This window comes from Arthrobacter sp. BG3 (genome assembly GCF_056680185.1).
In genome coordinates this window covers 2,363,781-2,388,819 of record NZ_CM155270.1, presented here as the reverse complement: position 1 = coordinate 2,388,819, position 25,039 = coordinate 2,363,781, and the positions used below count along the sequence as shown (strand labels likewise).

General features: G+C 68.5%; 25 protein-coding genes and 2 riboswitches. Of the genes, 9 read left to right on the top strand and 16 right to left on the bottom strand.

Annotated elements, in window-relative coordinates; all coding sequences use genetic code 11:
• Together AC1MFL_RS10610 and AC1MFL_RS10605 are read right to left on the bottom strand one after the other, a co-directional pair.
• The gene (locus tag AC1MFL_RS10610) at window positions 1–894 is read right to left on the bottom strand and encodes an amidohydrolase family protein (RefSeq protein WP_479809574.1); all 894 of its coding nucleotides are present in this window, start codon (window positions 892–894) and stop codon (window positions 1–3) included.
• A gap of 1 nt (window position 895) precedes the next feature.
• Window positions 896–1,831 (bottom strand): SDR family NAD(P)-dependent oxidoreductase, encoded by a 936-nt coding sequence (locus AC1MFL_RS10605; RefSeq protein WP_479809573.1) that lies wholly within the window; start codon window positions 1,829–1,831, stop codon window positions 896–898.
• Between the two features lie 289 nt (window positions 1,832–2,120).
• On the opposite strand from AC1MFL_RS10605, the gene AC1MFL_RS10600 reads away from it, so the two are divergent.
• Entirely contained in the window at window positions 2,121–2,615 is a 495-nt protein-coding gene (locus tag AC1MFL_RS10600) for a MarR family winged helix-turn-helix transcriptional regulator (RefSeq protein WP_479809572.1), read from the top strand.
• On the opposite strand, the gene AC1MFL_RS10595 is transcribed toward AC1MFL_RS10600, so the two are convergent.
• Complete coding sequence (locus AC1MFL_RS10595) at window positions 2,612–2,764, bottom strand: hypothetical protein (protein WP_479809571.1); 153 nt, start codon at window positions 2,762–2,764, stop codon at window positions 2,612–2,614. The two genes, AC1MFL_RS10600 and AC1MFL_RS10595, sit on opposite strands and share 4 nt — an antisense overlap.
• 106 nt (window positions 2,765–2,870) lie before the next feature.
• Here AC1MFL_RS10595 and AC1MFL_RS10590 point away from each other — a divergent pair, with 106 nt between their 5' ends.
• Together AC1MFL_RS10590 and pabB are read left to right on the top strand one after the other, a co-directional pair.
• Window positions 2,871–3,437: a low molecular weight protein-tyrosine-phosphatase gene (locus AC1MFL_RS10590; RefSeq protein ID WP_479809569.1), complete on the top strand. Its 567-nt coding sequence runs from the start codon at window positions 2,871–2,873 to the stop codon at window positions 3,435–3,437.
• Window positions 3,434–5,485: an aminodeoxychorismate synthase component I gene (gene pabB / locus AC1MFL_RS10585; RefSeq protein ID WP_479809567.1), complete on the top strand. Its 2,052-nt coding sequence runs from the start codon at window positions 3,434–3,436 to the stop codon at window positions 5,483–5,485. The genes AC1MFL_RS10590 and pabB overlap by 4 nt, the downstream gene beginning before the upstream one ends.
• Before the next feature lie 49 nt (window positions 5,486–5,534).
• Here the strand turns inward: pabB and cls are convergent, their stop codons facing one another.
• A complete protein-coding gene (gene cls / locus AC1MFL_RS10580; protein WP_479809565.1) occupies window positions 5,535–7,010 on the bottom strand; it encodes a cardiolipin synthase in 1,476 nt (491 codons plus the stop codon).
• Window positions 7,011–7,103: 93 nt separating this feature from the next.
• Here cls and AC1MFL_RS10575 point away from each other — a divergent pair, with 93 nt between their 5' ends.
• The 4 genes from AC1MFL_RS10575 (at window position 7,104) to AC1MFL_RS10560 (ending at window position 10,280) form a co-directional block, all read left to right on the top strand.
• Complete coding sequence (locus AC1MFL_RS10575; protein WP_479809563.1) at window positions 7,104–8,066, top strand: aminodeoxychorismate lyase; 963 nt, start codon at window positions 7,104–7,106, stop codon at window positions 8,064–8,066.
• Window positions 8,067–8,218: 152 nt separating this feature from the next.
• Window positions 8,219–8,333: riboswitch (SAM riboswitch) on the top strand.
• Window positions 8,334–8,346: 13 nt separating this feature from the next.
• Window positions 8,347–8,655 (top strand): DUF1737 domain-containing protein, encoded by a 309-nt coding sequence (locus AC1MFL_RS10570; RefSeq protein ID WP_479809561.1) that lies wholly within the window; start codon window positions 8,347–8,349, stop codon window positions 8,653–8,655.
• Window positions 8,652–9,071 carry a rhodanese-like domain-containing protein gene (locus AC1MFL_RS10565; RefSeq protein ID WP_479809560.1) on the top strand — a complete coding sequence of 140 codons (420 nt, stop codon included), beginning with the start codon at window positions 8,652–8,654 and terminating at the stop codon, window positions 9,069–9,071. The genes AC1MFL_RS10570 and AC1MFL_RS10565 overlap by 4 nt, the downstream gene beginning before the upstream one ends.
• Entirely contained in the window at window positions 9,072–10,280 is a 1,209-nt protein-coding gene (locus tag AC1MFL_RS10560; RefSeq protein WP_479809558.1) for an O-succinylhomoserine sulfhydrylase, read from the top strand. It abuts the gene before it with no gap.
• 99 nt (window positions 10,281–10,379) lie between these two features.
• Here AC1MFL_RS10560 and AC1MFL_RS10555 read toward each other — a convergent pair whose 3' ends face one another.
• The 5 genes from AC1MFL_RS10555 to AC1MFL_RS10535 all read right to left on the bottom strand — a co-directional run bounded on the left by AC1MFL_RS10555 (window position 10,380) and on the right by AC1MFL_RS10535 (window position 16,392).
• Window positions 10,380–11,564 (bottom strand): glutamate--cysteine ligase 2, encoded by a 1,185-nt coding sequence (locus tag AC1MFL_RS10555; RefSeq protein WP_479809556.1) that lies wholly within the window; start codon window positions 11,562–11,564, stop codon window positions 10,380–10,382.
• A gap of 120 nt (window positions 11,565–11,684) precedes the next feature.
• Window positions 11,685–13,208, bottom strand: a complete 1,524-nt coding sequence (locus AC1MFL_RS10550) for a UDP-N-acetylglucosamine 1-carboxyvinyltransferase (protein ID WP_479809554.1) — start codon at window positions 13,206–13,208, stop codon at window positions 11,685–11,687.
• A gap of 96 nt (window positions 13,209–13,304) precedes the next feature.
• On the bottom strand, window positions 13,305–14,108 hold the full coding sequence (locus tag AC1MFL_RS10545; protein ID WP_479809552.1) for an energy-coupling factor transporter transmembrane component T family protein: 804 nt from the start codon (window positions 14,106–14,108) through the stop codon (window positions 13,305–13,307).
• Window positions 14,105–15,760: an ABC transporter ATP-binding protein gene (locus tag AC1MFL_RS10540; RefSeq protein WP_479809550.1), complete on the bottom strand. Its 1,656-nt coding sequence runs from the start codon at window positions 15,758–15,760 to the stop codon at window positions 14,105–14,107. The genes AC1MFL_RS10545 and AC1MFL_RS10540 overlap by 4 nt, the downstream gene beginning before the upstream one ends.
• Window positions 15,760–16,392: an ECF transporter S component gene (locus AC1MFL_RS10535; RefSeq protein ID WP_479809548.1), complete on the bottom strand. Its 633-nt coding sequence runs from the start codon at window positions 16,390–16,392 to the stop codon at window positions 15,760–15,762. The genes AC1MFL_RS10540 and AC1MFL_RS10535 overlap by 1 nt, the downstream gene beginning before the upstream one ends.
• Before the next feature lie 64 nt (window positions 16,393–16,456).
• A riboswitch (TPP riboswitch) is annotated at window positions 16,457–16,600 on the bottom strand.
• Window positions 16,601–16,785: 185 nt separating this feature from the next.
• On the opposite strand from AC1MFL_RS10535, the gene AC1MFL_RS10530 reads away from it, so the two are divergent.
• Window positions 16,786–17,334 carry a heme-degrading domain-containing protein gene (locus AC1MFL_RS10530; RefSeq protein WP_479809546.1) on the top strand — a complete coding sequence of 183 codons (549 nt, stop codon included), beginning with the start codon at window positions 16,786–16,788 and terminating at the stop codon, window positions 17,332–17,334.
• A gap of 1 nt (window position 17,335) precedes the next feature.
• On the opposite strand, the gene AC1MFL_RS10525 is transcribed toward AC1MFL_RS10530, so the two are convergent.
• Window positions 17,336–18,133, bottom strand: coding sequence for a DUF4386 family protein (locus AC1MFL_RS10525; protein WP_479809544.1), 798 nt, complete (start codon window positions 18,131–18,133; stop codon window positions 17,336–17,338).
• A 124-nt stretch (window positions 18,134–18,257) separates the two neighbouring features.
• Here AC1MFL_RS10525 and AC1MFL_RS10520 point away from each other — a divergent pair, with 124 nt between their 5' ends.
• Window positions 18,258–18,521, top strand: a complete 264-nt coding sequence (locus AC1MFL_RS10520; RefSeq protein WP_479809542.1) for a DUF4235 domain-containing protein — start codon at window positions 18,258–18,260, stop codon at window positions 18,519–18,521.
• A 17-nt stretch (window positions 18,522–18,538) separates the two neighbouring features.
• Here the strand turns inward: AC1MFL_RS10520 and mnhG are convergent, their stop codons facing one another.
• Genes mnhG through AC1MFL_RS10490 form a run of 6 tightly spaced genes read right to left on the bottom strand, consistent with a single transcriptional unit; the run spans window position 18,539 to window position 25,015 of the window.
• Window positions 18,539–18,955, bottom strand: a complete 417-nt coding sequence (mnhG, locus tag AC1MFL_RS10515; RefSeq protein WP_479809540.1) for a monovalent cation/H(+) antiporter subunit G — start codon at window positions 18,953–18,955, stop codon at window positions 18,539–18,541.
• Window positions 18,945–19,223: an MrpF/PhaF family protein gene (locus AC1MFL_RS10510; protein WP_226759900.1), complete on the bottom strand. Its 279-nt coding sequence runs from the start codon at window positions 19,221–19,223 to the stop codon at window positions 18,945–18,947. The genes mnhG and AC1MFL_RS10510 overlap by 11 nt, the downstream gene beginning before the upstream one ends.
• Entirely contained in the window at window positions 19,220–19,765 is a 546-nt protein-coding gene (locus AC1MFL_RS10505) for a Na+/H+ antiporter subunit E (RefSeq protein WP_479809539.1), read from the bottom strand. Before AC1MFL_RS10505 ends, AC1MFL_RS10510 begins: the two co-directional genes overlap by 4 nt.
• A complete protein-coding gene (locus AC1MFL_RS10500) occupies window positions 19,762–21,408 on the bottom strand; it encodes a Na+/H+ antiporter subunit D (RefSeq protein WP_479809538.1) in 1,647 nt (548 codons plus the stop codon). Before AC1MFL_RS10500 ends, AC1MFL_RS10505 begins: the two co-directional genes overlap by 4 nt.
• On the bottom strand, window positions 21,405–21,983 hold the full coding sequence (locus AC1MFL_RS10495; RefSeq protein ID WP_479809537.1) for a Na(+)/H(+) antiporter subunit C: 579 nt from the start codon (window positions 21,981–21,983) through the stop codon (window positions 21,405–21,407). Before AC1MFL_RS10495 ends, AC1MFL_RS10500 begins: the two co-directional genes overlap by 4 nt.
• The gene (locus tag AC1MFL_RS10490; RefSeq protein WP_479809536.1) at window positions 21,980–25,015 is read right to left on the bottom strand and encodes a Na+/H+ antiporter subunit A; all 3,036 of its coding nucleotides are present in this window, start codon (window positions 25,013–25,015) and stop codon (window positions 21,980–21,982) included. The genes AC1MFL_RS10495 and AC1MFL_RS10490 overlap by 4 nt, the downstream gene beginning before the upstream one ends.
• Window positions 25,016–25,039: the final 24 nt, after the last annotated feature.

The window sequence follows — 25,039 nt, the reverse complement described above, 5'->3', positions numbered from 1 at the left end:
TCAGCCTCCCAGTCCGAGCAGTCGCACTGCGTTGTGCTTGAGGATCTTGGGCCTGACCTCGTCCTTGAGTGGCAGGTCTGCGAAGGCTCCCAGCCATTTCTGCGGTGTGATGAGCGGGAAGTCGGTGCCGAACAGGACTTTGTCCTGCAGCACCGAATTGGCCATCCGCACCAGGGATTCCGGGAAGTACTTGGGGGACCAGCCGGACAGGTCGATGAAGACGTTGGACTTGTGCGTGGCGATGGAGTTGGCCTCGTCCTGCCAGGGCACGGACGGGTGGGCCATGATGATTTGCAGCTCAGGGAAGTCCGCTGCGACTGCGTCGAGCAGCAGCGGGTTCGAGTAGCCGAGCTTGATGCCGTACCCGCCGGGGAGCCCGGCGCCCATGCCATTCTGTCCGGTGTGGAAAATGGCCGGGAGACCGAGTTCCTGCAGCGCTTCCCAGAGCGGGTAGAACTGTTCGCTCGAGGGGTCGAAGCCCTGGAGGCTGGGGTGGAACTTGAAGCCGCGGGCGCCGAGGTCGATTGCCTGGTGTTTGGCGCCCTGGATGGCCTCGGCGCCGGTGCGCGGGTCCACGCTGCCGAAAGGGATCAGCACATCGTTGTTCCGGGCGGCACCGGCGATGAGCTCCTCGATGCTGTTGGGCTCGTGCTTGAGCTGGGTGCGGGCATCCACGGTGAACACGACGGCGGCCATGTTCAGTCCGCGGTAGACCTCGGCGATCCGGTCCAGCGACGGGGTCCGGTCCTCGGCCTTGAAGTACTTGGCCGAAGCTTCGGTCAGGGCCGGCGGGAGGGACTGGTGGCCGTGGCCGTCCACTTCGAGGTGCACGTGCATGTCAATCGCGTCGAGCTTCGAGGCATCGATGCCGAGTTCATAACGCTGGGAGGCCATGTCAGCGGACCTCGGCCGGTTCGGGCTTGAGCTCTTCCGGAAGCGGCAGGAAGTCCTCGCCAACGCTTTGCAGCTTGTCGCCGAAGAGCGCGCCGAAGTCCGCCACCAGATCCTGGTAGCCCCAGCCGCCTTCGCGGTACTCGGTGGCCGCAGCCTCGGGGTGGGTCCAGAGCTGCAGGCGGTCACCGCCGGCACCGATCGCCTGCCCGGTAATGCCGGCCGCCTCATCGGAGGCGAGGAACGCGACCAGTCCCGCGACGTCGTCAGCGGTTCCGAAACCCAGATCGTGCCGGAAAAAGGCCGGCATGGCCTCGCCGCGCTCGTCCGCTTCGACCGCCTTCTGGAAGTACGGGACAGTCTTGGTCATGGCGGTGGCGGCCACCGGGATCACTGCGTTGGCGGTCACCCCGGCCTTCTTCATTTCCAGCGCCCACGTGCGGACCATGCCGACGATCCCGGCCTTGGCCGCGGCGTAGTTGGTCTGGCCGAAGTTGCCGCGCTGGCCGGTGGGCGAGCCGATGGTGATGATGCGCCCGGCGATGCCGTTTTCCTTGAAGTAGGCGAACGCTTCACGGGCGCAGGTGAAGGTTCCCTTGAGATGGACGTTAATCACGGCGTCGAAGTCCTCGTCCGTCATCTTCAGCAGGGATTTGTCCCGCAGGATGCCGGCGTTGGTGACGAGGATGTCGAGCCGGCCGAACTCCTTGACGGCTGTCTGCACGAGCAGTTTGGCAACCTCGGAGCTGCCCACCGGAGCGACGACGGCGACGGCGCGGCCGCCGTCGGCCCCGATCGTCCGGACCGCTTCGGCGGCCACCTCTGCATCCACGTCATTGATGACGACGGCGGCGCCCTGGCGGGCGAGTTCCCGAGCGTATGCCAGGCCCAGGCCGCGGCCGCTTCCGGTGACGATTGCTACTTTCCCTGACAGGCTCATGCTGCTCCTTTGCACTGCGCCTTGCGGCGGTTATCTCCGGGAGCCTGCGGTGTGATCCACGTCTCCCTTGACTGCTTCAATTAGAAACTTAATCCTTGAAAATGTCAATCATTTATTTATGCATCCAATATGCACCCGCGGCCTGGGCCTTCTTCGCGCGCTCACCGCCCTGAGCAGGGAAGTGCCACCCGCCACCCTCGCCGCACCGGGTCACGCCTTTCGCCGCCGTTTCACGCGTGGGATCATTGAATAATTCAACGACCGGCTGGCTACCCGCCCGAAAGGCACCATGACACAACAGGTAAACAACGCCACCGAAAGCTCCGGCGGGGCTTCAGCGCGACTTGCGGAATCAAGCATCAGCACCGATATCGGCTTCCTTCTGGCCAAGCTGCACGCCGCCGGCAGCGTGCTCAACAACGCAGCCCTTGCGGAGTTCGGGCTGAAAGAGCGGTCTTACTCCGTTCTGGCGCTGGCCTGCGGCGACCTGGGACCCACCCAGCGCGAACTGGCCGAGTTTCTCAGCCTTGACCCCAGCCAGATCGTCGCCCTCATTGACGAACTGGAACAGCGCGGCCTGGTCGAAAGAAAGCCGGGAGTCTCGGACCGGCGGCAGAAACTGGTGGCCGCCACCAAGGGGGGCCGCGCACTCCACGCTGCCGCCCAGAAGGCAACCCAGGCCGCGGAATCGCGCCAGCTGGAAATGCTTACCGGCGAGGAAGTGGCGTCCCTGCGGTCCATTCTCCGCAAGGCGGTCTGGTCCGGGAATCCCGCAGACAGTTAGTTCACCCAGCCGCCCGCACGGAGGCTCGGGAGCAGGGATTCCACCGCGTCCGCAGCAATGGCAAAACTGATCCCGTTGACCGAGGTTTGCGCAGTGGACGCGGCAACCATGGTGTTGATGCCGATCACGTGGCCGCTGGTGTCGAGCAAGGGCCCGGCCGGACATTATGACAGATCGAAATACAAGTATGACAACGTTGTAATACTCGCACCCCCGGAGCTAGCCAAGAGGACCCGCATGATCCATGCTTGCACTATGACCTCAACGTCGAGCCAGTACCGGATCATCGCGGTCTGCACCGGGAACATCTGCCGGTCGCCGATGGCCGAACTGATGCTGGCGGAGGCCCTCACCGCGGAGGGCCTGACCGGCGCCGTGGTGGATTCCGCCGGAACCACGGCCTACGAGGCGGGCCGCCCGATTGATCCGCGGGCCGCGCGCAAGCTCACTGCCCACAGCATCGCCTCGGACAGCCACGTGGCACGCGAATGGCGGGCAGAGTGGTTCCAAACCCGCGAACTCATCCTGGCCCTGGACGTGGACCACTTCGGCTGGCTGCAGCAGGCGGCGCCGGACCGCGGGTCGCTGTCCAAGATCCGGATGCTGCGCAGCTTCGATCCCGCCGTCGCGGGCAAGGACCCCCTTGACCAGGGCATAGAAGACCCCTGGTACGGCGGCCACGCGGACTTCGACCTCACCTGGAACCTGATCCACGCCGCACTTCCCGGGATCGTGGCGCACGTCCGGGCGGAGCTCTCCCAGCGCGGACGGGCGGACGGGCAACCGCACACGGCAGGGCGGCGGGTACGCTCTATTTCATGAGTCCAGCACCCGTCATCATCGCCATCGACGGACGGTCCGGCGCCGGCAAGACCACTCTGGCGATCGAACTGGCGGCACGGCTCCGCGAGCACCACAAGGTTTCGCTCTTCCACTTGGAGGACATCTACCCTGGCTGGAACGGGCTCGCGGCCGGCATCGAACGCTACGCCACCACGGTTCTGGCCCCGCTGCACCGCGGCGAGCCGGCCGAATGGGTCAGCTGGGACTGGAAGGCGCACTACGACGGCGACGTCCGCACAACCCAGCCGGCCGAAATCGTCCTGGTGGAGGGCGTGGGCGCCGGAGCCGAGGCCGCCCGCCCCTTCCTGTCCGCGGTGATCTGGGCCGATTCGCCCGAACCAGACCGGCGCAACCGGGCCCTGGCCCGCGACGGTGAAAACTACGAACCCTATTGGGACCAGTGGGCCGCCCAGGAGCAGGAGTGGCTGGCCGGCGACGACGTTCCCGCCCGGGCCGACGTCCGGGTGCTCAACCTTGCCGACGGCGCCGCTCCGGCGGAAGTGCTGCAGGCCCTGCAATACCTGCCCGCACTGTCCCCGGCGCTGCTCCCGGAGCTTGCCGCCCGCCACGGGCTTCAGCTCCGCGCCGAACGGATCGACGCCGCCCCGGACCCGGCCCGGCTGTTCGAGTCCCTCTTCGGCCGCTCCGCCAGGGCCGTATGGCTGGACTCCTCGATGGACGCCGGCGGCCACGTGGCCGCGGAACGGAGCCGCTTCAGCATCCTCGCGGACGACGGCGGCCCGTTCGGCCAGTCCGTCCGGCACAGTTCGGGCAGAACCCACGTAAGCGTCGGCAACGCCAGCGTCCGGACTGAAGGGCCGTTCTTCCGCTGGCTCGACGGAGTCTGGGGGCGCCGGGCGCTCCGCGGCCCCGAAGGCTACCCCTGCGAGTTCACCCTGGGCTGGCTCGGTTACTTGGGCTACGAACTCAAACGCGAGACCGGCGGCAGCGACGTCACAGCCGAAACCCCGGATGCCTGCCTGCTTTTTGCCGGACGCGCCGTGGTGCTGGACCATGTGGAGCGCACGGTCTGGTTGCTGGCGCTGGACACCGCGGACGCCGGGGGCTGGCTGGCGGCGGCCCGCACCGCCGTCGTCCGGGCAGCTGGCGGGCAGACAGCGGCGGCCGGCGTCGGCGTCGGACTGTCCGCACCCGGTCCTGCAGCCCTGGACTTCGCCGCACGGGACTCGGAAGTCGCCTACAAGTCCAAAATCACCGAGGCCCAGCACCAGATCGCCGAGGGAAACACCTACGAGGTCTGTTTGACCACCGCGCTGACGGCGCAACTTCCCGCCGCCGCCCTGGACCCGTGGCGGTCCTATCTGGCTCTGCGCAGGCGGAACCCGGCCCCGTTCGCCAGCTATCTGCGCTTCGGGGACCTCACCGTGGCGAGCACCTCGCCGGAGCGTTTCCTGCGGATCGCGGCCGACGGCGGGATGCGCGCCGAGCCGATCAAGGGCACCCGGCACCGGGATGCGGATCCTGTACGGGACGCGCTGCTGCGGCACGAGCTTGAGTCCTCGCCGAAGGACCGCGCCGAGAACATCATGATCGTGGACCTGCTGCGCAACGATCTCAGCCACTTCGCCGTGCCCGGCTCGGTGTCGGTCAGCCGGCTCTGCGCGATCGAAAGCTACGCCACGGTGCACCAGATGGTGAGCACCATCGATGCCCGGCTCAGGCCGGGCATGCCCAGGGCTGAGGCCGTCGCCGCCTGCTTCCCCGCCGGCTCCATGACCGGTGCGCCAAAGGTCAGCACCATGGCCATCCTGGACCGGCTCGAGGGCGCCCCGCGGGGGGTGTACTCCGGTGCGATCGGCTATTTCTCGCTCAACGGCGCGACCGACCTGGCCGTCGCGATCCGGACCCTCGTGCGCACCGAGCAGGCCGGCGGCGGCGCCGGCCTCAGCCTCGGCGTCGGCGGGGCGATCACGGCGGATTCCTCGCCGCAGGAGGAGTACGAGGAGATCCGGACCAAGGCTTTCGGCGTCCTCTCGGCGCTGGGCGCGGAGTTTCCGCCCGCCTGACGTCGGCGCCGGCCCGGCCCGTCCCGGCGCGGCTCCGGCGCCGCCGCGGCTACTGCAGGGTGGCCGTCAGCCGTGCGACGTTGTCCACGTATTTGACGCCCATTGGACGTTTCATCCAGTCCTCGAGCGTCAATTCGCGCGAAATCTCCCGGTAGTTGTCCTCCACAGCGCTGATCCGCCGCACGATGTCCTCACCCAGCAGCATCACCGAGACCTCCAGGTTCAGCGAGAAGGAGCGCATGTCCATGTTGCTGGAGCCGAGCACGGCCACTTCGTCGTCGATGGTGAAATGCTTGGCGTGCAGTACAAAGGGCGCCTTGTACAGGTAGATCCGCACCCCGGCTTCCAGCAGCGCCTCGTAGAAGGACTGCTGGGCGTGGTGGACCAGGAACTGGTCGCCCTTTTCCGAGACGAAGAGTTCGACGTCGACGCCGCGCTGCGCCGCCGTCGTCACCGCATACAGCAGGGAATCATCCGGGACGAAGTACGGGCTGCAGATCGAGAGTTTGCGCTGCGCCGAGTAAATCAGCGTGTTGAAGAGCCGCAGGTTGTTTTCGGTGATGAATCCGGGGCCGCTGGGCACCACCTGCGCCGTGACGTTGCCGGCGTGCAGTTCAGGCCGGTGCGCGAGCTGGCCCTCGAGGGATTCGTCGGTCTCGCTGAGCCAGTCGGTGGCGAACACAACGTTGAGCGTGGTGACGATCGGCCCGCGGAGGCAGGCCATCAGCTCGACCCATTCGCGGCCGATCTTGCGGTGCCGCGGGTTGTTGTAGGAGGGCTCAATCAGGTTCTGCGAACCGGTGAAGGCGACCTCGCCGTCGATCACCATGATCTTGCGGTGGTTGCGCAGGTCCGGCCGGCGCCACTGCCCCTGCAGCGGGTTCAGCGGCAGCATGGGCCGCCAGTGGATCTTGCTGGCCTTGAGCCGGGCGATCAGCTTGCGGTAGCCCTTGATGCGCAGGGTCCCCAGATGGTCGAACAGGAGGCGGACTTCGACGCCGCGCTCGGCGGCCTCCTCCATCGCGGTCAGCAGATCGTCCGTGATGTGGTCCGAGCTCATGATGTAGAACTCGGCGTTGACGAACGACTCGGCTTCACGGACGGCGGCGGCCATCGCCTTGATCGAGTCCGGGTAGCCGGGCAGGAGCTCCACGTGGTTGCCGTCCACCATCGGCAGCGAGCCCAGGGTCTTGTTCAGTTCCCCGGCAGACAACACCCATTCCGGGCCCTCGTAGCGGCTCTCCAGCATCGCCAGGTCCGAGGTCCCGGCGCGGACCCGGATGTTCACCGCCTCCTGCTGCGCGCGGCGCTTGCGGGAGAGGCGGAAGTTGCCGAAGAGCAGGAAGAGGACCAGGCCCAAGGCCGGGACGAAGAAAATGATCAACAGCCAGGCCATGGCCGTGGTGGGACGGCGGTTTCCGGGGATGATGCCGAGGGCCAGCACCCGGATGGCGAGGTCGACCACGGTCAGAATCAGGATCAGCCAGGACGGAAGTGATTCCGCCAGCGAAAATGGCCACAGCACAGGCGAACCCCTCAAGCTCCAGACCCGCGGAACAGTTCCGGAACGGGCAACCGTCAAATCCTATCCCGTGGCACGCCGCACTAAGCTGAAGCCATGACTTCTCCTGCCGCCGTCCCCGCCCCCACCCCGGTGCTGGTCTTCCTGGATCCTGCCTTCGACGACGGCAGGCTGGCAGATGCCACCAAGCCCCAGCTGATGGCGACGGACCAGGGCGCCACCCGCGGCGACGGTGTCTTCGAGTCGCTGCTGGCGGTGGGCGGGCAGCCCCGCAAGCTCCAGGCGCACCTGAACCGGCTGGCCGGGTCCGCCCGGCTGCTGGAGCTGGGCATCCCGGCGGAGGACGTCTGGCGCCGGGCCATCGCCACGGCCATCAGCGAATACCGGCGCCAGCATGTGCCCGGCGGCGAGGCCACCGGGGACGACGAACTCGTCGTCAAGCTGCTCGTGACCCGCGGCGTCGAAGGTGCCCCCACGCCCACCTGCTGGGTCCAGGCCTCCGCCCCCGGCCCGGCCGGGCGGCGCCAACGTGAGACCGGGATCGACGTCATCCTGCTGGACCGCGGCTACGACAGCGAAGTCGGGGAGCGGGCACCGTGGCTGCTGATGGGCGCCAAGACCCTTTCCTATGCGGTCAACATGGCCGCGCTCCGGTACGCGCGCAGCCAGGGCGCCGACGACGTCATCTTCACCTCCGCGGACGGCCGGGTCCTGGAGGGTCCGACGTCGACCGTTCTGCTCGCGCACCTGGAAACCTCCGACGACGGGGCCGGCGGGGTCCGCACCGTCCGGCGGCTCATCACGCCGCAACTCGACAGCGGGATCCTGCCCGGCACCTCGCAGGGTGCCCTGTTCACCGCAGCCAAGGCCGCCGGCTGGGAGCTGGGCTACGGGCCGCTGGAGCCCCGTGACCTGTATGACGCCGACGCCGTTTGGCTGATCTCCAGCATCCGGCTGCTGGCGCCCGTCAACCACATCGACGGCAAGGAAATCGGCACCCCGGAACTGCGCCGCCAGCTCACCGCGGAACTCAACGCGCTCTACGCCACAATCGAGTAGCCTCCCCACCCCCACACAGCAACGCGGGGTCACTTAACGCCCGTCCCGCGGCCCCGGACGGGCGCTAAGTGACCCCGCGTTGGTGGGGCCCGTTACTTAACATGACGACGGCGGCTCTGCCGGCCGGCGCCGCAGGTGTTACGTTTTTGGTGAGTAATGAGACCCGGCGCCAAGCCCTGACTGGCCGGTCGGCAACCCTCCCTTTCGCGGCGGGGTGCCTCAGGTGAATACTCGGCATATCGACCATTCGAGCTGCAAGCGTGAAAGAAGGAGATCCGTCGTGCCTGACGCGTCCGCCCCCGCTGTCCCCAGTACAGCACCCGCCCCGTCCCCCGCAGTCCCCGGTGCCGCCGAGGAAAAACTGGCGTACAGACTCTTTACCGGCCCCGATGACCGGGCCTTCTGCGAGCGCGTCTCCGCCGCCCTCGCCGACGGCTACGTGCTGCACGGCAGCCCGGCCGCCACGTTCAACGGCAGCAGCGTCATCGTGGCCCAGGCCGTCGTGCTGCCGGCGGCGATCGCCAGCGCAGATGCCGCCGTCGCCAACGCCGTGGATGATCTTGACTTCGACGGCGAGGGCCACGCGTGAGCTACGCCGGTGACCTCAGCCCGCAGGAGGCCTGGGCCAAGCTCGCGGACGGAGCCATCCTGGTGGACGTCCGCACTGAGGGCGAATGGGCCCACATCGGCGTCCCGGACACGGCAGCCGCGGGTGGCAAGGGCACCGGCCCGCTTTTCATCCAGTGGAATCTTGCCGGCGGCATCCCCAATTCGGAGTTCGTTGAGCAGCTGAAGCAGCAGGCGGCCGGCGCTGACGGCGCCGAACTGGTGTTCCTGTGCCGGTCGGGCGCGCGGTCCATCGCCGCTGCGGTCGCCGCGACGGAGGCCGGTTTCGTCTCCTACAACGTCCTCGAGGGCTTTGAAGGCGATCCGGACCGCCACGGCGAACGCACGGTCAATGGCTGGAAGAACCGCGGCCTGCCCACCAACCTTGGAAAGCACTAAGTGACCTTCAACCCTGACGCCGCCGGCTGGAGCGCCGATACCCAGGCCGTCCGCGGCGGCCTCGACCGCACCGGCTTCCAGGAAACGTCCGAGCCGATCTTCCTGAACTCCGGCTTCGTCTACGAATCCGCGGCCGCCGCAGAGCGCGCCTTCACGGGCGAGGACGAACGCTTTGTGTACTCCCGCTACGGAAACCCCTCGGTGGCCACCTTCCAGGAGCGGCTCCGGCTGCTCGAAGGCACCGAGGCATGTTTTGCCACGGCCTCGGGCATGTCCGCGGTCTTCACCGCGCTCGGTGCCCTGCTGGCCGCCGGCGACCGGGTGGTCGCGGCCCGCTCGCTCTTCGGTTCCTGCTTCGTGATCCTCAACGAGATCCTCCCCCGCTGGGGTGTCGAGGCGGTCTTCGTGGACGGCCCGGACCTGGAGCAGTGGCGGTCTGCGCTCTCGCAGCCGACGACGGCGGTCTTCTTCGAGTCGCCGTCGAACCCGATGCAGGAAATCGTGGACATCGCGGCGGTCAGCGAACTCGCGCACGCGGCCGGGGCGACCGTCGTCGTCGACAATGTCTTTGCCACTCCCCTGCTGCAGCGCTGCGGGGACCTCGGCGCGGACGTGATCGTCTACTCCGGCACCAAGCACATCGACGGCCAGGGCCGGGTGCTGGGCGGCGCGATCCTGGGCACCAAGGAGTTCATCGGGGGCCCGGTCAAGCAGCTGATGCGCCACACCGGCCCGGCGCTCTCGGCGTTCAACGCGTGGGTGCTGACCAAGGGGCTGGAGACCATGGCCCTGCGGGTGAACCATTCGTCCGCCTCCGCGCTGCGGCTGGCCGAATGGCTCGAGGCGCAGCCGGCGGTCAGCTGGGTCAGGTACCCCCTGCTGCCGTCCCATCCGCAGTTCGAGCTGGCCGCCCGGCAGATGAAGGCCGGCGGCACCGTGCTGACCTTCGAGCTCTCCCCGTCCGCCGGGCGTTCGGCGAAGGAGGCCGCCTTTGTGCTGCTGGATGCGCTGCGGATCATCGACATCTCCAACAACCTGGGCGATTCGAAGTCCCTCATCACCCACCCCGCGACCACGACGCACCGCGCCATGGGGCCCGAAGGGCGCGCGGCGATCGGGCTGAGCGACGGCGTCGTGCGCCTCTCGGTGGGCCTTGAGGACCTCGGGGACCTGACCCGCGACCTCGCCCAGGCCCTCAAGCAGGTCTAGACACCCCCTGTCCAGGGTCCGGGCCGGCGCTGCCGGGCTACGCCCGGCTCCGGGCCGTCCCGCTGGTGGTCAGGCGGCCGCCCGGTGAACGGGGCGGGCTCAGCCGCGGCGGACCCGGCCGAGGGACGAGCCCTCGTCCGCCGGGCCGCCGATGGCGGCTCCCCGCATGGTCACTTCGACGGCCCGTTCGACGACGGCAGCCAGCCCGCCGGAGCGGAAAGGCTGGCGCTGCAGCTGCGAACCGGTGCCCTCCGCCAGGATCCGGCCGACGCCCGCGCGCACCATTTCCAGCTCGCCCTGCTCCTCGAGCACGGGGGCCACGAAGTCGACCAGCGCGTGGACCACCTCCGCGGCCGGGGCCGGGGTGAAGGTTCCGAAGTCCAGCAGCTGACCGCGCAGCCCGCAGTTGCTGGCCTGCCACGCGGCCATCCGCAGCAGCAGCGTCGGGACCGGGGCGGGATCCACGCCGTCGTTCCATTCCCGGGACGCCGACTCCACGAGGGCGCGCACCAGTACGGCGATCAGCGCCGCGTCCTCGGCCCGCAGGCAGACGTCGGCGACCCGGACCTCCACGGTGGGATGGTGCCGGCACAGCCGCGCGTCGAAATACACCATTCCCTCGTCCATCAGGACGCCGCTTTCCACCAGCCGGGTCACCACCCGCCGGTACACCGGCAGGCTGCCGAAAATCATCGTCGGCCCCGAGCCAGGCCAGCGGTTCCACGCCTGCGTCCGGTAGCTTTCGAACCCCGTCTCCGCACCGTTCCAGTAGGGGGAATTGGCGCTGAGCGCGATCAGCACCGCCAGCTTGTCGCGGATCCGGTCCATCACCGCCACACCCTCCTCCGGCGACTCCACGAAGGTGTGGACATGGAGTCCGCAGGTGAGCTGGTTCCGGACCGTGAGCCCGAAACGCCGCTGCATGGTCATATAGCGCTGCTTGGGTGTCAGGTGGGTGGCGGAGCCGTGGGGTGAGGTGGCCAGGGCGGCCACGCGGCCGCCGTGAACCCGTGCGGCCTGGTCGGCGAGGGCCCTGCCCTGATGCAGCTGGCGGAGCAGTCCGGTGTAGTCCCGGCACGGCCGGGTCTGGGTTTCAATCTGTTCCAGCTTGAGCTCGTAGCTGAAGTCTGCGTCCTCATGGGCCTGCGGTTGTCCCGGGTCGGCCAGGCCGGTGTCCGGCATCGGCGGGACCAGGCTGGGCAGCATCACATCGGCGAGGGCAAGCAGCATCCCCGTTTCGGGATCCACTATGAGCAGTTCTTCCTCCACGCCGAAGGTGCGCATGTTTCTATTGTGCGGCAGGATCCGCCGAAACGCTCAACAACGCGGGGTCACTCCGCGCCCATGGAGGCGCTCCGGACGGGCGTGATCTGACCCCGCGTTGCTTGGAGGTGCGCAGCGGGGTCAGTCCTGGAAGTACTCGATCTTCGCACCGATGGTGTTGAGCCGCTCGGCCAGGTCCTCGTAGCCGCGCTCGATCACGTAGATGTTGCGCAGTTCCGAGACACCCCGGGCAGCCAGCATCGCCAGCAGCAGGCAGGCCGCGGGGCGCAGTGCCGGCGGGCAGCCAACCTCGGCCGCGCGCCACCTGGTGGGCCCGTTGACGTAGATCCGGTGCGGGTCGAGCAGTTGCACCTGGGCGCCGAGCTTGTTCAGCTCGGTCAGGTAGATCGCGCGGTTGTCGTAAACCCAGTCGTGGATCAGCGTCTGGCCCTGGGCGTTCGCGGCGATGACCGCGAAGAAGGGCAGGTTGTCGATGTTCAGCCCGGGAAAGGGCATGGGGTGGATCTTGTCCTCGGGGGCGCGCAGTTCCGAGGGCTTGGTGGTGACGTCCACCAGCCGGGTGCGCCCGTTGCGGGCCAGGTACTCGCCGGACACTTCGAGCCGCTGGCCCATCTGTTCCAGCGTCGCGAGCTCGATTTCCATGAACTCGATCGGGACGCGGCGGATCGTGACTTCCGAGTTCGTGACGATCCCGGCGGTGATCAGGCTCATCGCCTCGATCGGGTCTTCGGAGGGGAAGTACTCGATGTCGACGTCGACCGAGGGCCGGCCGGTGATCTTCAGGGTTGTGGTGCCCACGCCCTGGATCCCGACGCCGAGCATCTGCAGGTAGAAGCAGAGGTCCTGCACCATGTAGTTGGGGCTGGCGTTGCGGATGATCGTGGTTCCGCTGCGGTGGGCGGCGGCCATGATGGCGTTTTCAGTGACGGTGTCGCCGCGTTCGCTGAGCACGAAGGAGCGGTCGTGCCCGTCCGACGGCGGCGCCTGCACCGCGTAGAAACCGGACTTGGCGTCGACGCTGAGGCCGAACTGCCGCAGCGCCTGCATGTGCGGCTGCACGGTGCGGGTGCCGAGGTCGCAGCCGCCCGCGTAGGGCAAGCGGTATTCGCTGGATTCGTCCAGGAGCGGGCCGAGCAGCATGATGACGCTGCGGGTACGGCGGGCGGCCTCGACGTCCATCGAGTCGAGGTCCAGCACGGCCGGGCGGCGGATCTGCAGGTCGTTGGCGTTGAGCCAGCTGCACTCCACGCCGATGCTGGTCAGGACCTCGACGATCCGGTTGACCTCTTCGATCCGGGCCAGCCGGCGCAGTGTCGTCGTGCCGCGGTTGATCAAGCTGGCGCACAGCAGGGCGACGCCGGCGTTCTTGCTGCTGTTGACGTCGACGGATCCGGACAGGGTGCGGCCGCCCTCCACCCGGAGGTGCGTCATGGCCGGCCGGCCCACCTTGACGATGCTCCGGCCGAAGATGGTCTCAAGCCGCTGGATCATTTTCAGGCTGAGGTTCTGCTTCCCCTGTTCCATCCGGGCGATGGCGCTCTGGCTGGTTCCGAGCTCGGCCGCGAGCTGCCCCTGGGTCCAGCCTTTCTGGCGGCGGGCGTCGCGGAGGAGGGCGCCAACGTGTTCAGCAGTCTCTTGAGTCATCCCAAGAAAATATCACGCATGATTTATTAATGCCGGGCATTTGGGACGGAATGCCGCGAACCTCACACGGCTACCCGTCCGGTGCGATAACGGGCGTTACTGCCGCGCGAGGAAGACCATGTTCCAGGTTCCCGCGGCCAGGGCAGAGGCGACGGCCGCGCCGGCAATCAGCAGTCCGCCCGCGAACACCCAGGCATCCAGGCCGCTGAAGACGGATTTCCGGGCCCAGGTCCGTTGCGCGCCGCCGAAGCCCCGGGCCTCCATGGTGACGGCGAGCCGGGAGGCGCGCCGGACGGCCTGCACCAGCAGCCCGAAGCTCTGCCCCAGGGTGGCGCGGAGCCGCTGCAGCGGGTTCCCGTGCGAGCCCACGCCGCGGGCGCGGCGTGCCATGCCGATGGTCTGCCATTCTTCCGCCATCAGTCCCACCAGCCGCATCGCGGCAAGCGTCCCGAGGACAAAGCGGTGCGGCAGTTTCGCCTTCTGCGCGAGGGCGTCCGCCAGATCGGTGGGGTCGGTGCAGCTCATCAGCAGCACGGCCGGCAGCGCGATGGCCAGGCCGCGGAGCATGAAACCCAGCCCGAGCTCGAGGGATCCTTCGCTGATGGACCAGATCCTGGCATCGAGCAGGATGTTTCCGCTGTCGGGTGCCAGGATCGTGGTGCTCCAGCCGCCCAGCGCCGCGGCCAGGATCAGCGGCCAGCCCCGCTGCCAGAGCACTCCCGGGGTCAGCCCGGCCAGCGGAAGGAGGGCCAGTTCGAAGCCGAGCGCCACCGAGGCGGACACCCAGTCGATGGACAGCGCCAGGACCATCGTGATGAGCATAACCGCGGCGAACTTCGCCAGCGGGTTGGCCCGGGCCAGCAGGGCATGGTTGCCGCGCAGGGTCAGTTCCTGCCTCATGGCGCTGCGACCTTCCCCGGTTCCCGGGATTCGGGGGCACCGAGGCTCAGCTCGGTGCCGCCCAGGACCTCACTGAATTCGGCATCGTGCGTCACGGACACGACGGCGGTGCCGTCGTCGAGGAGTTCGGAGAGGAAGGAGGCGAGTTCGGCCCAGGTGTTGGCGTCCTGTCCGAAGGTCGGTTCGTCCAGGACGAGCACCTGGGGATGGGCGGCGAGCACGGTGGCCACGGACAGGCGCCGTTTCTCACCGCCGGAGAGGGTGTAGGGATTGGCGTCCACCAGCTCCGTGAGCCGAAGCCGCTGCAGGAGTTCGTCCACCCGGTCCTCGCCGCGGCCCAGGTGCCGGGGCCCGAACATCAGCTCATCGAGCACGCGTCCGGTGACAAACTGGTGCTCGGGCTCCTGGAAGACGGTGCCAATCCGGGCGATCAGCTGCTGCGCCTTCCACCGGTAGGGGTCGATCCCCGCGCCGGCACTGAGCGGCAACGTGGCGGAGACCGTGCCGGAGACCGGGGCGAGCAGGCCCGCGAGGGTCAGGGCGAAAGTGGACTTGCCGGAGCCGTTGGGACCCGTGATGGTCAGCGCTTCGCCGGCCCGGACCTGGGCCGTGATGCCGGACTGCACGGGCACCGGCGGGATCGGGCGGAAGCCTCCGCGGAGCCCGGCCCGCCGCGGCCGTTCGCGCGACACGGCCAGGTCCTCCGCGGCGAGCAGCAACTGCCGCGCCGCGTGGGCGGCAGCGGTGTGCCCGGCCGCGCCGGCGGCGGCGCCCGCTGCACCCCGGGGCCGGGTCGGCGGCACGTAACCCGGGACCCAGACGCCGGCCGCGGTGAGCATGTCCCGTGCCTGGGCCAGGACCTCGTCCGGGCGCCCGTCGATCAGCACGGCGGAGTCCGTGGCGGATCCGGGCTGCAGCACCACGATCCGGTCCACCAGGTCCTTCCAGACGGAGACCCGGTGCTCCACCACCACCAGGGTGGCCCCGGTTTTGTCCAGGCAGCGGCCGACGGCGTCGCGGACTTCCAGGACACCGGCGGGATCCAGGTTCGCGGTGGGTTCATCGAGCAGGATCAGGCCGGGGCGCATCGCCAGGATGCCGGCGAGGGCCAGGCGCTGCTTCTGCCCGCCGGAGAGTGCCGACGTCGGATGGTCCAGCGGCAGCCGGCCCAGCCCGACGTCGTCAAGTGCTTCCGCCACCCGCCGCCAGATCTCGGCCGGCGGAACGGACAGGTTTTCGGCGCCGAAGGCGACGTCGTCGCCCAGGCGCGAGAGCACCACCTGGGTCTCCGGGTCCTGCTGCATGAGTCCTGCCCGGCCGCGCTGGGCCCGGGGCGGGGCGCCGTCGATCAGCAGGCGGCCGGTCTCGTCCGCATCCTCGGCATCCGCAGCGGCACGGCCTGCAGCACCGCCGGAAGCACGCTCGGCGCCACCGGCGGAGCTGTCGCCGAGTACCCCGGCCAGGGCGTGGAGCAGCGTTGATTTGCCGGCGCCGGAGGGACCCAGCAGGAGCACCCGCTCACCGGGCCGGATATCCAGGTCCAGGCCGCTGACGGCGGGCCGGGGCCGGCCGGCGTGCCGCCAGCCCCAGCCCCGCGCGGTGACCGTGGCCGGGCGGCACCCGCTGCCGGCGGACGTGCTGGAGGCGGACATCAGGAGAAGACAGGCTCCGTGGCCGCCTTGCGGGAGGCAAAGGAACTCAGCACACCGGTCCTGGCCAGGCCCCGGGTGGCGAGCCAGGACAGTCCGCCGGCGATCACGGCGCCGGAGATGGCCGTGAAGATGATGTAGGCCAGCTTGTCGCCGTCGGCGTAGGCGATGTTCCAGCCCCAGGGCAGAAACGAATCGTTCAGCCCGCAGAACAGGCCGGCACCGGCACCGGCGAGCAGCGACACCGGCAGGTTGAACTTCTTGTACATAAAGGCGGCGAAGACCAGCTCGGCGCCGAGGCCCTGCAGGATGCCGGAAATGAGCACCGTGGTGCCGTACTGCGAGCCCATGATCAGCTCACCGGCGGCGGCCACGGCTTCGCAGAACAGTGCGGCGCCCGGTTTGCGGATGATGAGCATGCCCAGCACCGCCGGGATCATCCAGCCGCCGGCATAGAGCCCGGTCAGCGGCGGGTAGAACGCGTTGACGGGGGCGGCAATGAGGTTGGCGCCCTGGGACCAGGCCCAGAAGATCACGCCGCCGGCCACCGCGATCAGTGCGGCCACCACAATGTCCACCACACGCCAGTTGTAGTTGCGTCCGGTGAGCGTCTGCTTGGCAGATGTATCAGTCATGTCGTCCTCCTGAGGAACAGGAGGGGAGGGTGTCCGGGGCCGCAGCTTCCGCCGCTGTTCCGGGCACTCTGAGAACTCGACTCCCTTGCGCCGGTACTAACCGGATCAGGTTCGAGGGTCTGCGGCTGTCCGCACTCTCAGCGCCCACCTGTGGTGTCCCCGGATTCCTCCGGTGATGCCCGACGGCGGCGCTCCCCTGTCGTATTGAATATCGCCCTTGTGGGCGTGGCTAAGTTTACACCCATCGGGCGGCTGGGTTCCGGGGTCAGCCGTCACAATGCGCCGGCGCCGCGCCGGTGACCCGGAACCCCCTGCTTGGTAGAGTCGGCAAGGCACGGGAACACCGGATGCCGCGCCCACGCGCCGGCGGCCAACCAACGGAAGCTGGAACACGTGACCAACTCAGCAGTGCCGCCCTCCGGCTACGATCCGGACTCCGCCGACGAGCAGCCGCACGGATCGCTGGCCGCGCTCATCGGCCGCATCCTGGCCGAAATCGATGAGCTGCAGTTCCAGTCTTTCGGCAAGGACGACGCCCTGGACCTGGGGCTGCTCCTGGTTGAACTCGGCAGGCAGCGCTCCCACCCGATCGCCATCGACATCACCAAGGGCGAGCAGGTGCTCTTCCACGCGGCGCTGGAAGGCGCCACACCGGACAATGAGCGCTGGATCAGGGCCAAGCAGCGCACGGCCGTCCGCTACGAAGTCCCGTCCCTGCTGGTGGGTCTTCGGTCCCGGGCCGCCGGGCGGAGGATCGAGGACAACGCCTGGTTTGACCAGAAGGAGTTTGCCGCCCACGGCGGGGCTTTCCCCATCTATGTGCGCGGGACCGGGATGGTGGCCACCGTCACGGTGTCCGGGCTGCCGCAGAAGGCCGACCATGAGCTGGTGGTCGAAGCCCTGTCGGAGATCCTGGGCCGCGCCGTGACCCCCGGGCGGTAGCTCAGCCGCCCGGCGCTGCGGTCCCGCCGCGACCCCGCGGTGCCGGCGCCTCGCTCGGGCGCCGGGGTGTCCGCCCGGCCAGCCGGATCAGCGCAATCCCCGCTGCGACAAACCAGACCCACATCAGCACCCCGTAGCCCCCGTAGATCTCCGGGACGGCGTGCCGGAGGGCTTCCGCGACGATGCCCAGCCCGCCCGTGGCGATCCCCAGCCAGGCCAGGGCCCGCGGCAGCACCCCGTTCAGCATGACGATGGAGATGAGCAGGATGCCGGCCGCGGACAGGACACCGGCGACGGCGGGGGTGTTGTTTTCGGCGATGATGGCTTCGGCGGCGGTCGAGTAGCGGAGCCGGGCCGCGTCGTCGGCGGCGGCGGCGTAACGGTCGCTGAGATAGACGAGCCCCACCGATCCCCTGCTGGTGACCGGGACGGCAAGGATCAGACCCCACGACAGGCCGCCGATCACTGCGGCGAGCAGGGCCAGGCTCTTGTCCAGCGGGGCGAGCGCCACGAAGAGTGCAACGAACACCAGCACCGGCAGGATGTTCGGCATGATCCAGAGCAGCTGTTCGGCAACATAGTTCCCTTTGTTCCGCGCGATGAACTCCAGCGTCTCGGTGCCGCCATGAACCGGGGGCGGGGCGGCGAAGTCCAGGACCAGTGCCAGCATCAGCAGCGCCACGAACAATACCGAGGAGATCCCGGCCCAGAGATAGAGCCGGCGCCAGGTCCGGCCGCCGGCCGAATCGGTGGCCGGCTGCCGGGCGGGCCCGGGCGCGCGGGTTTGGCGTCGTGCCATCCTCGAAGGTACGTCCGGACCGGGCCGCCGGACAGGGGCGTTGGTCCCTGGCTGGAGCGCCGGGCGCCGGGCGAGGGGCGCTAGGCTAGGGGAAGCCCTGTTTCCTCCCCTAGGAGTCCGAAGAATGAACATCTTCATCAAACTGCTCGGCACCGGCGTCAGCCTGCTCGCCGGCTACGTCGGCACCAAACTCGTTGACACCGTGTGGGAGAAATCCACGGGCAACAAGCCGCCCAAGGGCCACGATGAGGATGTGCCCACCACGCTGCGCTCAGCGCTAACCTTCGCGCTGATTTCGGCAGCTGTGAGCGCCATCATCCAGGTCCTCGCCAACCACGGCACGCAGCGCGCGGTCACGCGTTTCGCCAAGAGCCAGGACGTGGTTTAGGGCGCATCGTTTAGCTCTTACCGCCTGTCGGTGGCCGCGTCGGGGTCGTCGTCGCTAAACCCGCGCTTGCCCGCCGCCTGCTGCACGACGGCCTCGAGTTCGTCCGTGCTGAGCAGTTCCGGGTGGAGGTGCTTGGTGCGGTAACCGGCCCGGCCGACCATGTGCGCGGACACCGGCACGGTCAGCAACTGGAAGATCCACGCCACGCCCAGCACTGGCCAGACCCACCAGGTGCGCATCTGGAGCCCCAGCGCGCAGAGCAGCAGGAAAAGCCCCAGCACCTGGGGCTTGGTGGCCGCGTGCATCCGGGTCATCAGGTCCGGAAAGCGGAGCAGTCCCACCGCCGCCGCGAGTGACATCAGGGCGCCGACCACCATAAAGACCGCCGAGACGGCGTCGATCACGGTGTCGGCGGTAAGGGTTTCAGGATTCACGGCTCTTCTCCCGCCGGTCGGCTACGAAGCGGGCCACCGTGACGGAGCCGACAAACCCGATCAGGGACACCGCCACCAGCAGCATGAGGTTGTTCAGGTGCCGGTTCACGGCCATGTCGATGCACAGGGCCGCTCCCACGATCGCCAGCAGCACGTCCGCGGCCAGCACCCGGTCCAGCAGCGACGGGCCCCGCGCGATCCGGATGATCGCTCCGCCGGCAGCCAGGGACAGCACCACCGTGGTCACGGTCAGGACCAGCTGCATCATGATGCCACCTCCTGGTTGAGGGCGGACAGTTCGGCCTGGGTACCCATGATCCTGATCAGTCCCGCTTCCGTGTCGCGGACGTCTTTGCGCAGCCGCGCGGCATCGTCCGCGTTGCGGACGTTAATGCCATGGATATAGAGCGTGGACGTCGACCGGTCCACCTCCACCACGAGCGACCCCGGGATCAGCGCGGTCACGTGCCCTGTCGCCGTGACCAGCAGGTCGGAATGGCTCCGCAGCGGGACGGCGACGACGGCGCTGACCACCTTGGGGCCCCGGGCCAGGGCCAGGTACAGGACCTGGAAGCTTGCGGCCACCACCTTGGCTACGAAGCCCAGGGCGAACTGGACCGCCCGGAGCAGGTTGAAGCGCCCGCCGAGTTCCACCGGCGGCAGGTAGAACAGCCGGGCCACCACGACGGCGATCAGTGCGCCGAAGAGCAGGTTCCCCGGGCTGAAGTTCTGCCACAGGGCGCCCCAGACAATCACCAGCCAGACCAGGAGCGGGAGTTCCTGACGCAGGGAGATCCGTTTCCGGTTCATTTGCGCTCCTGCCCGCTGGTTGGCGGAAGGCCGGCGGGGTCCGGGCCCGGTTCCGGCTGGGAAATCGCGGGAACCCGCACGCCCTCGCCGAGGACCGCGTGAATGTATGAGGTCCGGTCCAGCATTTCGACGGCGGCCTGGTCCGCCACCTTGAACAGCGGCCCGGCGAACACGGTCAGCCCGACACCGAAAATGACCAGGCCCAGCGTGGAACCCACCATGGTCCGCGGCAGAAGGGTGACGTTGGTCTTTCCGGCCCGGTCACCCGTGGCCGAGTCCGCGGGGTGCGCCAGCAGCACCGGGTCGGGGTGTTCCGCGTCCTCGGGCTTGCGCCAGAATGCGCGGTTCCACACCCGTGCCATGGCCAGCAGGGTGAGCAGGCTCGTCAGTACACCGCCGATCACCAGCGCGTAGGCCAGCGGGGTTCCCAGCTGGATGCCGGCCTGCAGCAGGCCCACTTTGCCCAGGAAGCCGGAGAGCGGCGGGATGCCGGCGAGGTTCATGGCCGGGACGAAGAACAGCACCGCCAGCAGCGGGGACAGCTTGGCCAGGCCGGCGACACGGTCCACCGAGGAACTGCCGCCGCGGCGTTCAATCAGACCGGTGACCAGGAACAGGCTCGTCTGGATCGTGATGTGGTGGGCGACGTAGAAGACGGCGGCGCCCAGCCCGGCCACCGAGGACATCGCCAGGCCGAACACCATGTAGCCGATGTGGCTGACCAGAGTGAAGGACAGGAGTCGTTTGATATCGCTTTGGGCCAGGGCGCCGAGGATCCCCACCAGCATGGTCAGCAAGGCGGCGACCATCAGCGGGGCGTTGAAGGTGTCCCCCGGGAACAGCAGCGTTTCGGTCCGGACCATGGCGTAGACGCCGACCTTGGTCAGCAGGCCCGCGAACACTGCCGTGACCGGGGCAGGTGCCGTCGGGTAGGAGTCAGGCAGCCAGAAGGACAGCGGGAACACGGCAGCCTTGATCCCGAAGGCCACGAGCAGCATCACGTGCAGCAGGTTCTGCGTGCCCTGGTCCAGGTCCGCGAGCTTGACGGCGAGATCGGCCATGTTGATGGTTCCCGTGGCCCCGTAGATCATGGCGATCGCGATCAGGAAGAGCACTGAGGAGACGACCGAGACCACAAGGTAGGTCACCCCGGCCCGGATCCGCGGCCCCGTCCCGCCGAGGGTCATCAGCACGTAGCTGGCGGTCAGCAGGATTTCGAACCCCACATAGAGGTTGAACAGGTCCCCGGAAAGGAACGCGTTGGACACGCCGGCCACCAGGATCAGGTACGTGGGGTGGAAGATCGAAACCGGCGCGTCCTGGTCGCCGTCGGCCATGCCCTGCCCGGTGGCATAGATCAGCACGGCGAGGCTCACCAAGGATGACACCACGAGCATGAGCGAGGAAAACTGGTCCACCACCAGGACGATGCCCCAGGGCGGGAGCCAGCCGCCGATATTGACCGCAGCGGTGCCGCCCTCCCACACGGAGGCGAGCAGCAGGCACTCGAGCAGCAGGGTCATGGACAGGAGCACGATGCTGACGGTCCGCTGGGCCCGGGAATTCCGGATGAGCAGGAAGGTCAGGGCGGCACCGAGCAGGGGAAGGATGACGGCGAGCGGGGCGAAACTGGCAATGTTCACTGTCCGCCTCCTTCCTTGCTGGGTATCGTGATGTTCCGGGATCCGGGTTGTTCCTCCGAGGCGGCGGCCTCGGCGTCGAGCGTGCGGTCGGCGACCGTGACGGTGGCTTCGGCCCCGGCGGGAACATCGGAGACCGACTGGCCGTCCGTGCCGAGCATGGTCAACGGGAATTCAGAGGTTTCCACCGGAACCACGGAGTCGTCCTCGGCGTCGAAGCTCGGGGTCTTGGCGACGCGGCGGTCCTCGGCGTCGTCCTGGATCTCGTCCTGCCGGGCCAGCACCCAGGTGCGGTAGATGATGCCGAGCATAAAAGCGGTGACAGCGAAGGAGATGACGATCGAGGTGAGGATCAGTGCCTGCGGCAGCGGATCGTTGTACTGACCGGGGTCGGTGTCCTTATCGAACAACGGTGCCAGGCCGGCATAGCCGCCCGTGGTCAAGATCAGCAGGTTGGTGGCGTTGGCGAGCAGCATCAGGCCCAGCAGGACCCGGGTGAGGCTGCGTTCCAGGATCAGGTAGATGCCGCAGGCGTACAGTGCGCCCATGACCGTCAGCAGGGTCAGGTTGACGCTCATGCTTTCCCCTTGGCTGTGGTTTCGGCCGCGATTCCGCCGGCTTCCTGCTCGTCCGACGGTTCTGCGGGGTGTTCCTCGAAGTGCTCGTCGATCTCGGACCCCAGGCTGCGCAGCACGTCCAGCACAAGGCCGACGACGACGACATAGACGCCGATGTCGAAGATGGTGGAGGTGACAAACTTGACGTCGCCAAAGACCGGTAGCCAGAACTGGAGAATGGCGGTCTGGAACACCTGGCCGCCCAGCAGCAGGGGGGCCACGCCGGAGGCCGCCGCGGTGGCAAGGCCAATGCCCAGCAGCGCGCCGGCACTGACCGGTGTGGCTTCGCCCAGCTCGAAACGGCCGCCGGCAAGGTAGCGGATGGTGAGGGCCAGGCCTGCGGTGAGGCCGCCGGCGAAGCCTCCGCCGGGGAGGTTGTGGCCGGCCAGCAGGAGGTAGATCGAGAAGACGATCATGGAGTGGAAGATGAGCCGCGTGACGACCTCAAAGATGATCGAACGGCGTTCCGGTGCCATGGTCCGGCCTGCCACCAGCCAGGCATCGCGGCTGGAGGCGGCGAAGCGGCGGCTCATGGCCAGCGCGGCGTCGTCGCGGGTGTTGCCCCGGCCGGCGCTGCGGTTTGGCTGCCGGCGCCCGACTGAGCCTTCCTCCACCATGGCGGAAGTCCGGAGCCGGTCCCCCCGGCCCCGGACGAAGATGAGGCTCGCGACCCCGGTGGCTGCGAGCGCCAGCACCGAAATTTCCCCGAAGGTGTCCCAGGCGCGGATATCCACCAGGGTGACGTTGACGATATTCAGTCCCCCGCCGCCCTCGTAGGCCAGTTTCGGGAACTCGAGCGAGATGGGCGCCGCCACCCGGGCGCCCAGGGCGTAGATGGCGACGTAGACCATGGTGATGCCGAAGGCGGCGCCGATGATCACGCGGATCACCCGGTACCTTCCGCCGGTGCGGTCGCGGAGTTCCGCGGGGAGGCTGCGCATGGCGAGGACGAAGGCCACCAGGATGATGGTTTCCACCAGCATCTGGGTCAGCGCGAGGTCCGGCGCTCCCTGCAGGGCGAACATCAGGGCGACGCCGTAGCCGGTGACGGAGACCATGAGGACGGCCAGGAAGCGTTTGTTGGCCCGCACGGCGGCCAGTGCGCCGATCACGATCCCGGCTCCCACCACGATCTGCAGCGGGGAGTTGGGATCGATGAAGAAGAGGTTTCCGGGGAGCGGCTTGTCCGCCAGCACCAGCGCGGTAAGCGGCAGGGCGAACGCCACGGTCAGGATGACGGAGAGGTAGAAGAACAGCGAACCTCGCTGGGTCCGGCCGGTGATCCAGACGGCGGCGTCGTCGAGCGCGCCGATGGCCAACTGATAAGTGCGGTCGCCGTCGATCCAGGCCGGGACCAGGCCCTGGAGCCGGGCGACGGCGGTGCGGCCGTAGAACATGAACCCACCGAGGACGAAGGTGATGGCGGTCAGCCCCAGGGCCGGAGTCAGGCCGTGCCAGAGCGCCAGGTGGCCGGCGGCGGCCGCCGCGTCCTCGCCGGCGGGCACGAACAGCGCCGCGTACGGCTGGATCCAGCCGTCCACCGGCGCCGGCCACAGTCCGTAGACGATGGTCAGCAGGCCCAGGATGGCGGGGGCCGCCAGGAAGGCCGGCTTGATCGGTTTGAAGGGGGTGGCCTCCACGCCGGGCTTGACGGCAAAGGCGCCCCACATGAACCGCGCGCTGTAGGCGAAGGTCAGGATGGATCCCAGGACCAGGCCGGCCAGGATCACCATGCCCCAGATGCCAGCGGCGGTGCTGTAGTGGATGAACGCTTCGAACACCGATTCCTTCGCGACGAAGCCGGCCAGCGGCGGGATGCCGGCCATCGAGGCGGCTCCGACCGCGGCCACGACCGCGAGGGCGCGGGAGGAACGGTAGACGCCGGAGAGCTTGCGGATGTCGCGGGTTCCGGCCTGGTGGTCAATGATGCCCACCACCAGGAAGAGGGTGGCTTTGAAGAGACCGTGCGCCAGGAGCAGCGCGAGGCCGGCAAGGGCAGCGTCGGGTTCGCCGAGCCCCACGACCATGGTCAGGAAACCCAGCTGGCTGACCGTGCCGTACGCCAGGATGAGCTTGATATCGGTTTGCCGCAGCGCCCGGTAGCCGCCGACCAGCATGGTGGCCAGGCCAAGGCCGAGGACCAGCGGGAGCCAGTACGGGGTTTCGGCGAATCCGGGCGCCAGCCGTGCCACGAGGTAAATGCCGGCCTTGACCATGGCCGCGGCGTGCAGGTAGGCGCTCACCGGAGTGGGGGCCGCCATGGCGCCGGGGAGCCAGAAGTGGAAGGGGACGAGGGCGGATTTGGTGATCGCACCTATCAGGATGAGGACGACGGCGGCGGCCACGGCTCCGGCGGCGGGCCCGGTGACGAGGGTGGGTGCCAGCTCCAGGATGGTCGAGATCCGGTAGGTCCCGGCGCTGGAGCCCAGGATGATCAGGCCCACCAGCATTGCCAGGCCGCCGGCGGTGGTCACCATGAGGGCCTGCAGGGCGGAGCGCCGCGCTGACAGCCGGGTCCGGGCGTAGCCGATCAGCAGGTAGGACAGGACCGTGGTCAGTTCCCAGAAGATGAACATCAGCAGCAGGTCATCGGCGGTGACCAGGCCGAACATGGCCCCGGCGAAGGCCAGCAGCTGGGCGCCGAATCCGCCGAGGTAGTCGTCCTTGTCCTTGAAGTACCGGGCGCAGTAGATCAGGACCAGCGCACCCACCCCCAGGACGAGCAGGGACATGACCCAGGCCAGGGCGTCCATCCGGAAGGCGAGCTCAAGCTTCAGCCCTGGGATCCAGGGCAGGACTTCGGCGGCCCCGGACTCGGGACGGCCGCTGGTGCCGGGGGCGCCGGCATACACGGCGCCATGCTGCAGGATCAGCCAGATGAACGAGGCCGCGGGCACCGCTGCGAGGGCGTAAAACGAATTCCGGCCGAACTTCCGGAAGAGAAATGGCGCCACAGCGGCCACCGCGAAGTGCACGGCAAGGACTGTGATCACTGGTATCTCCGCAACGTCAGGAAT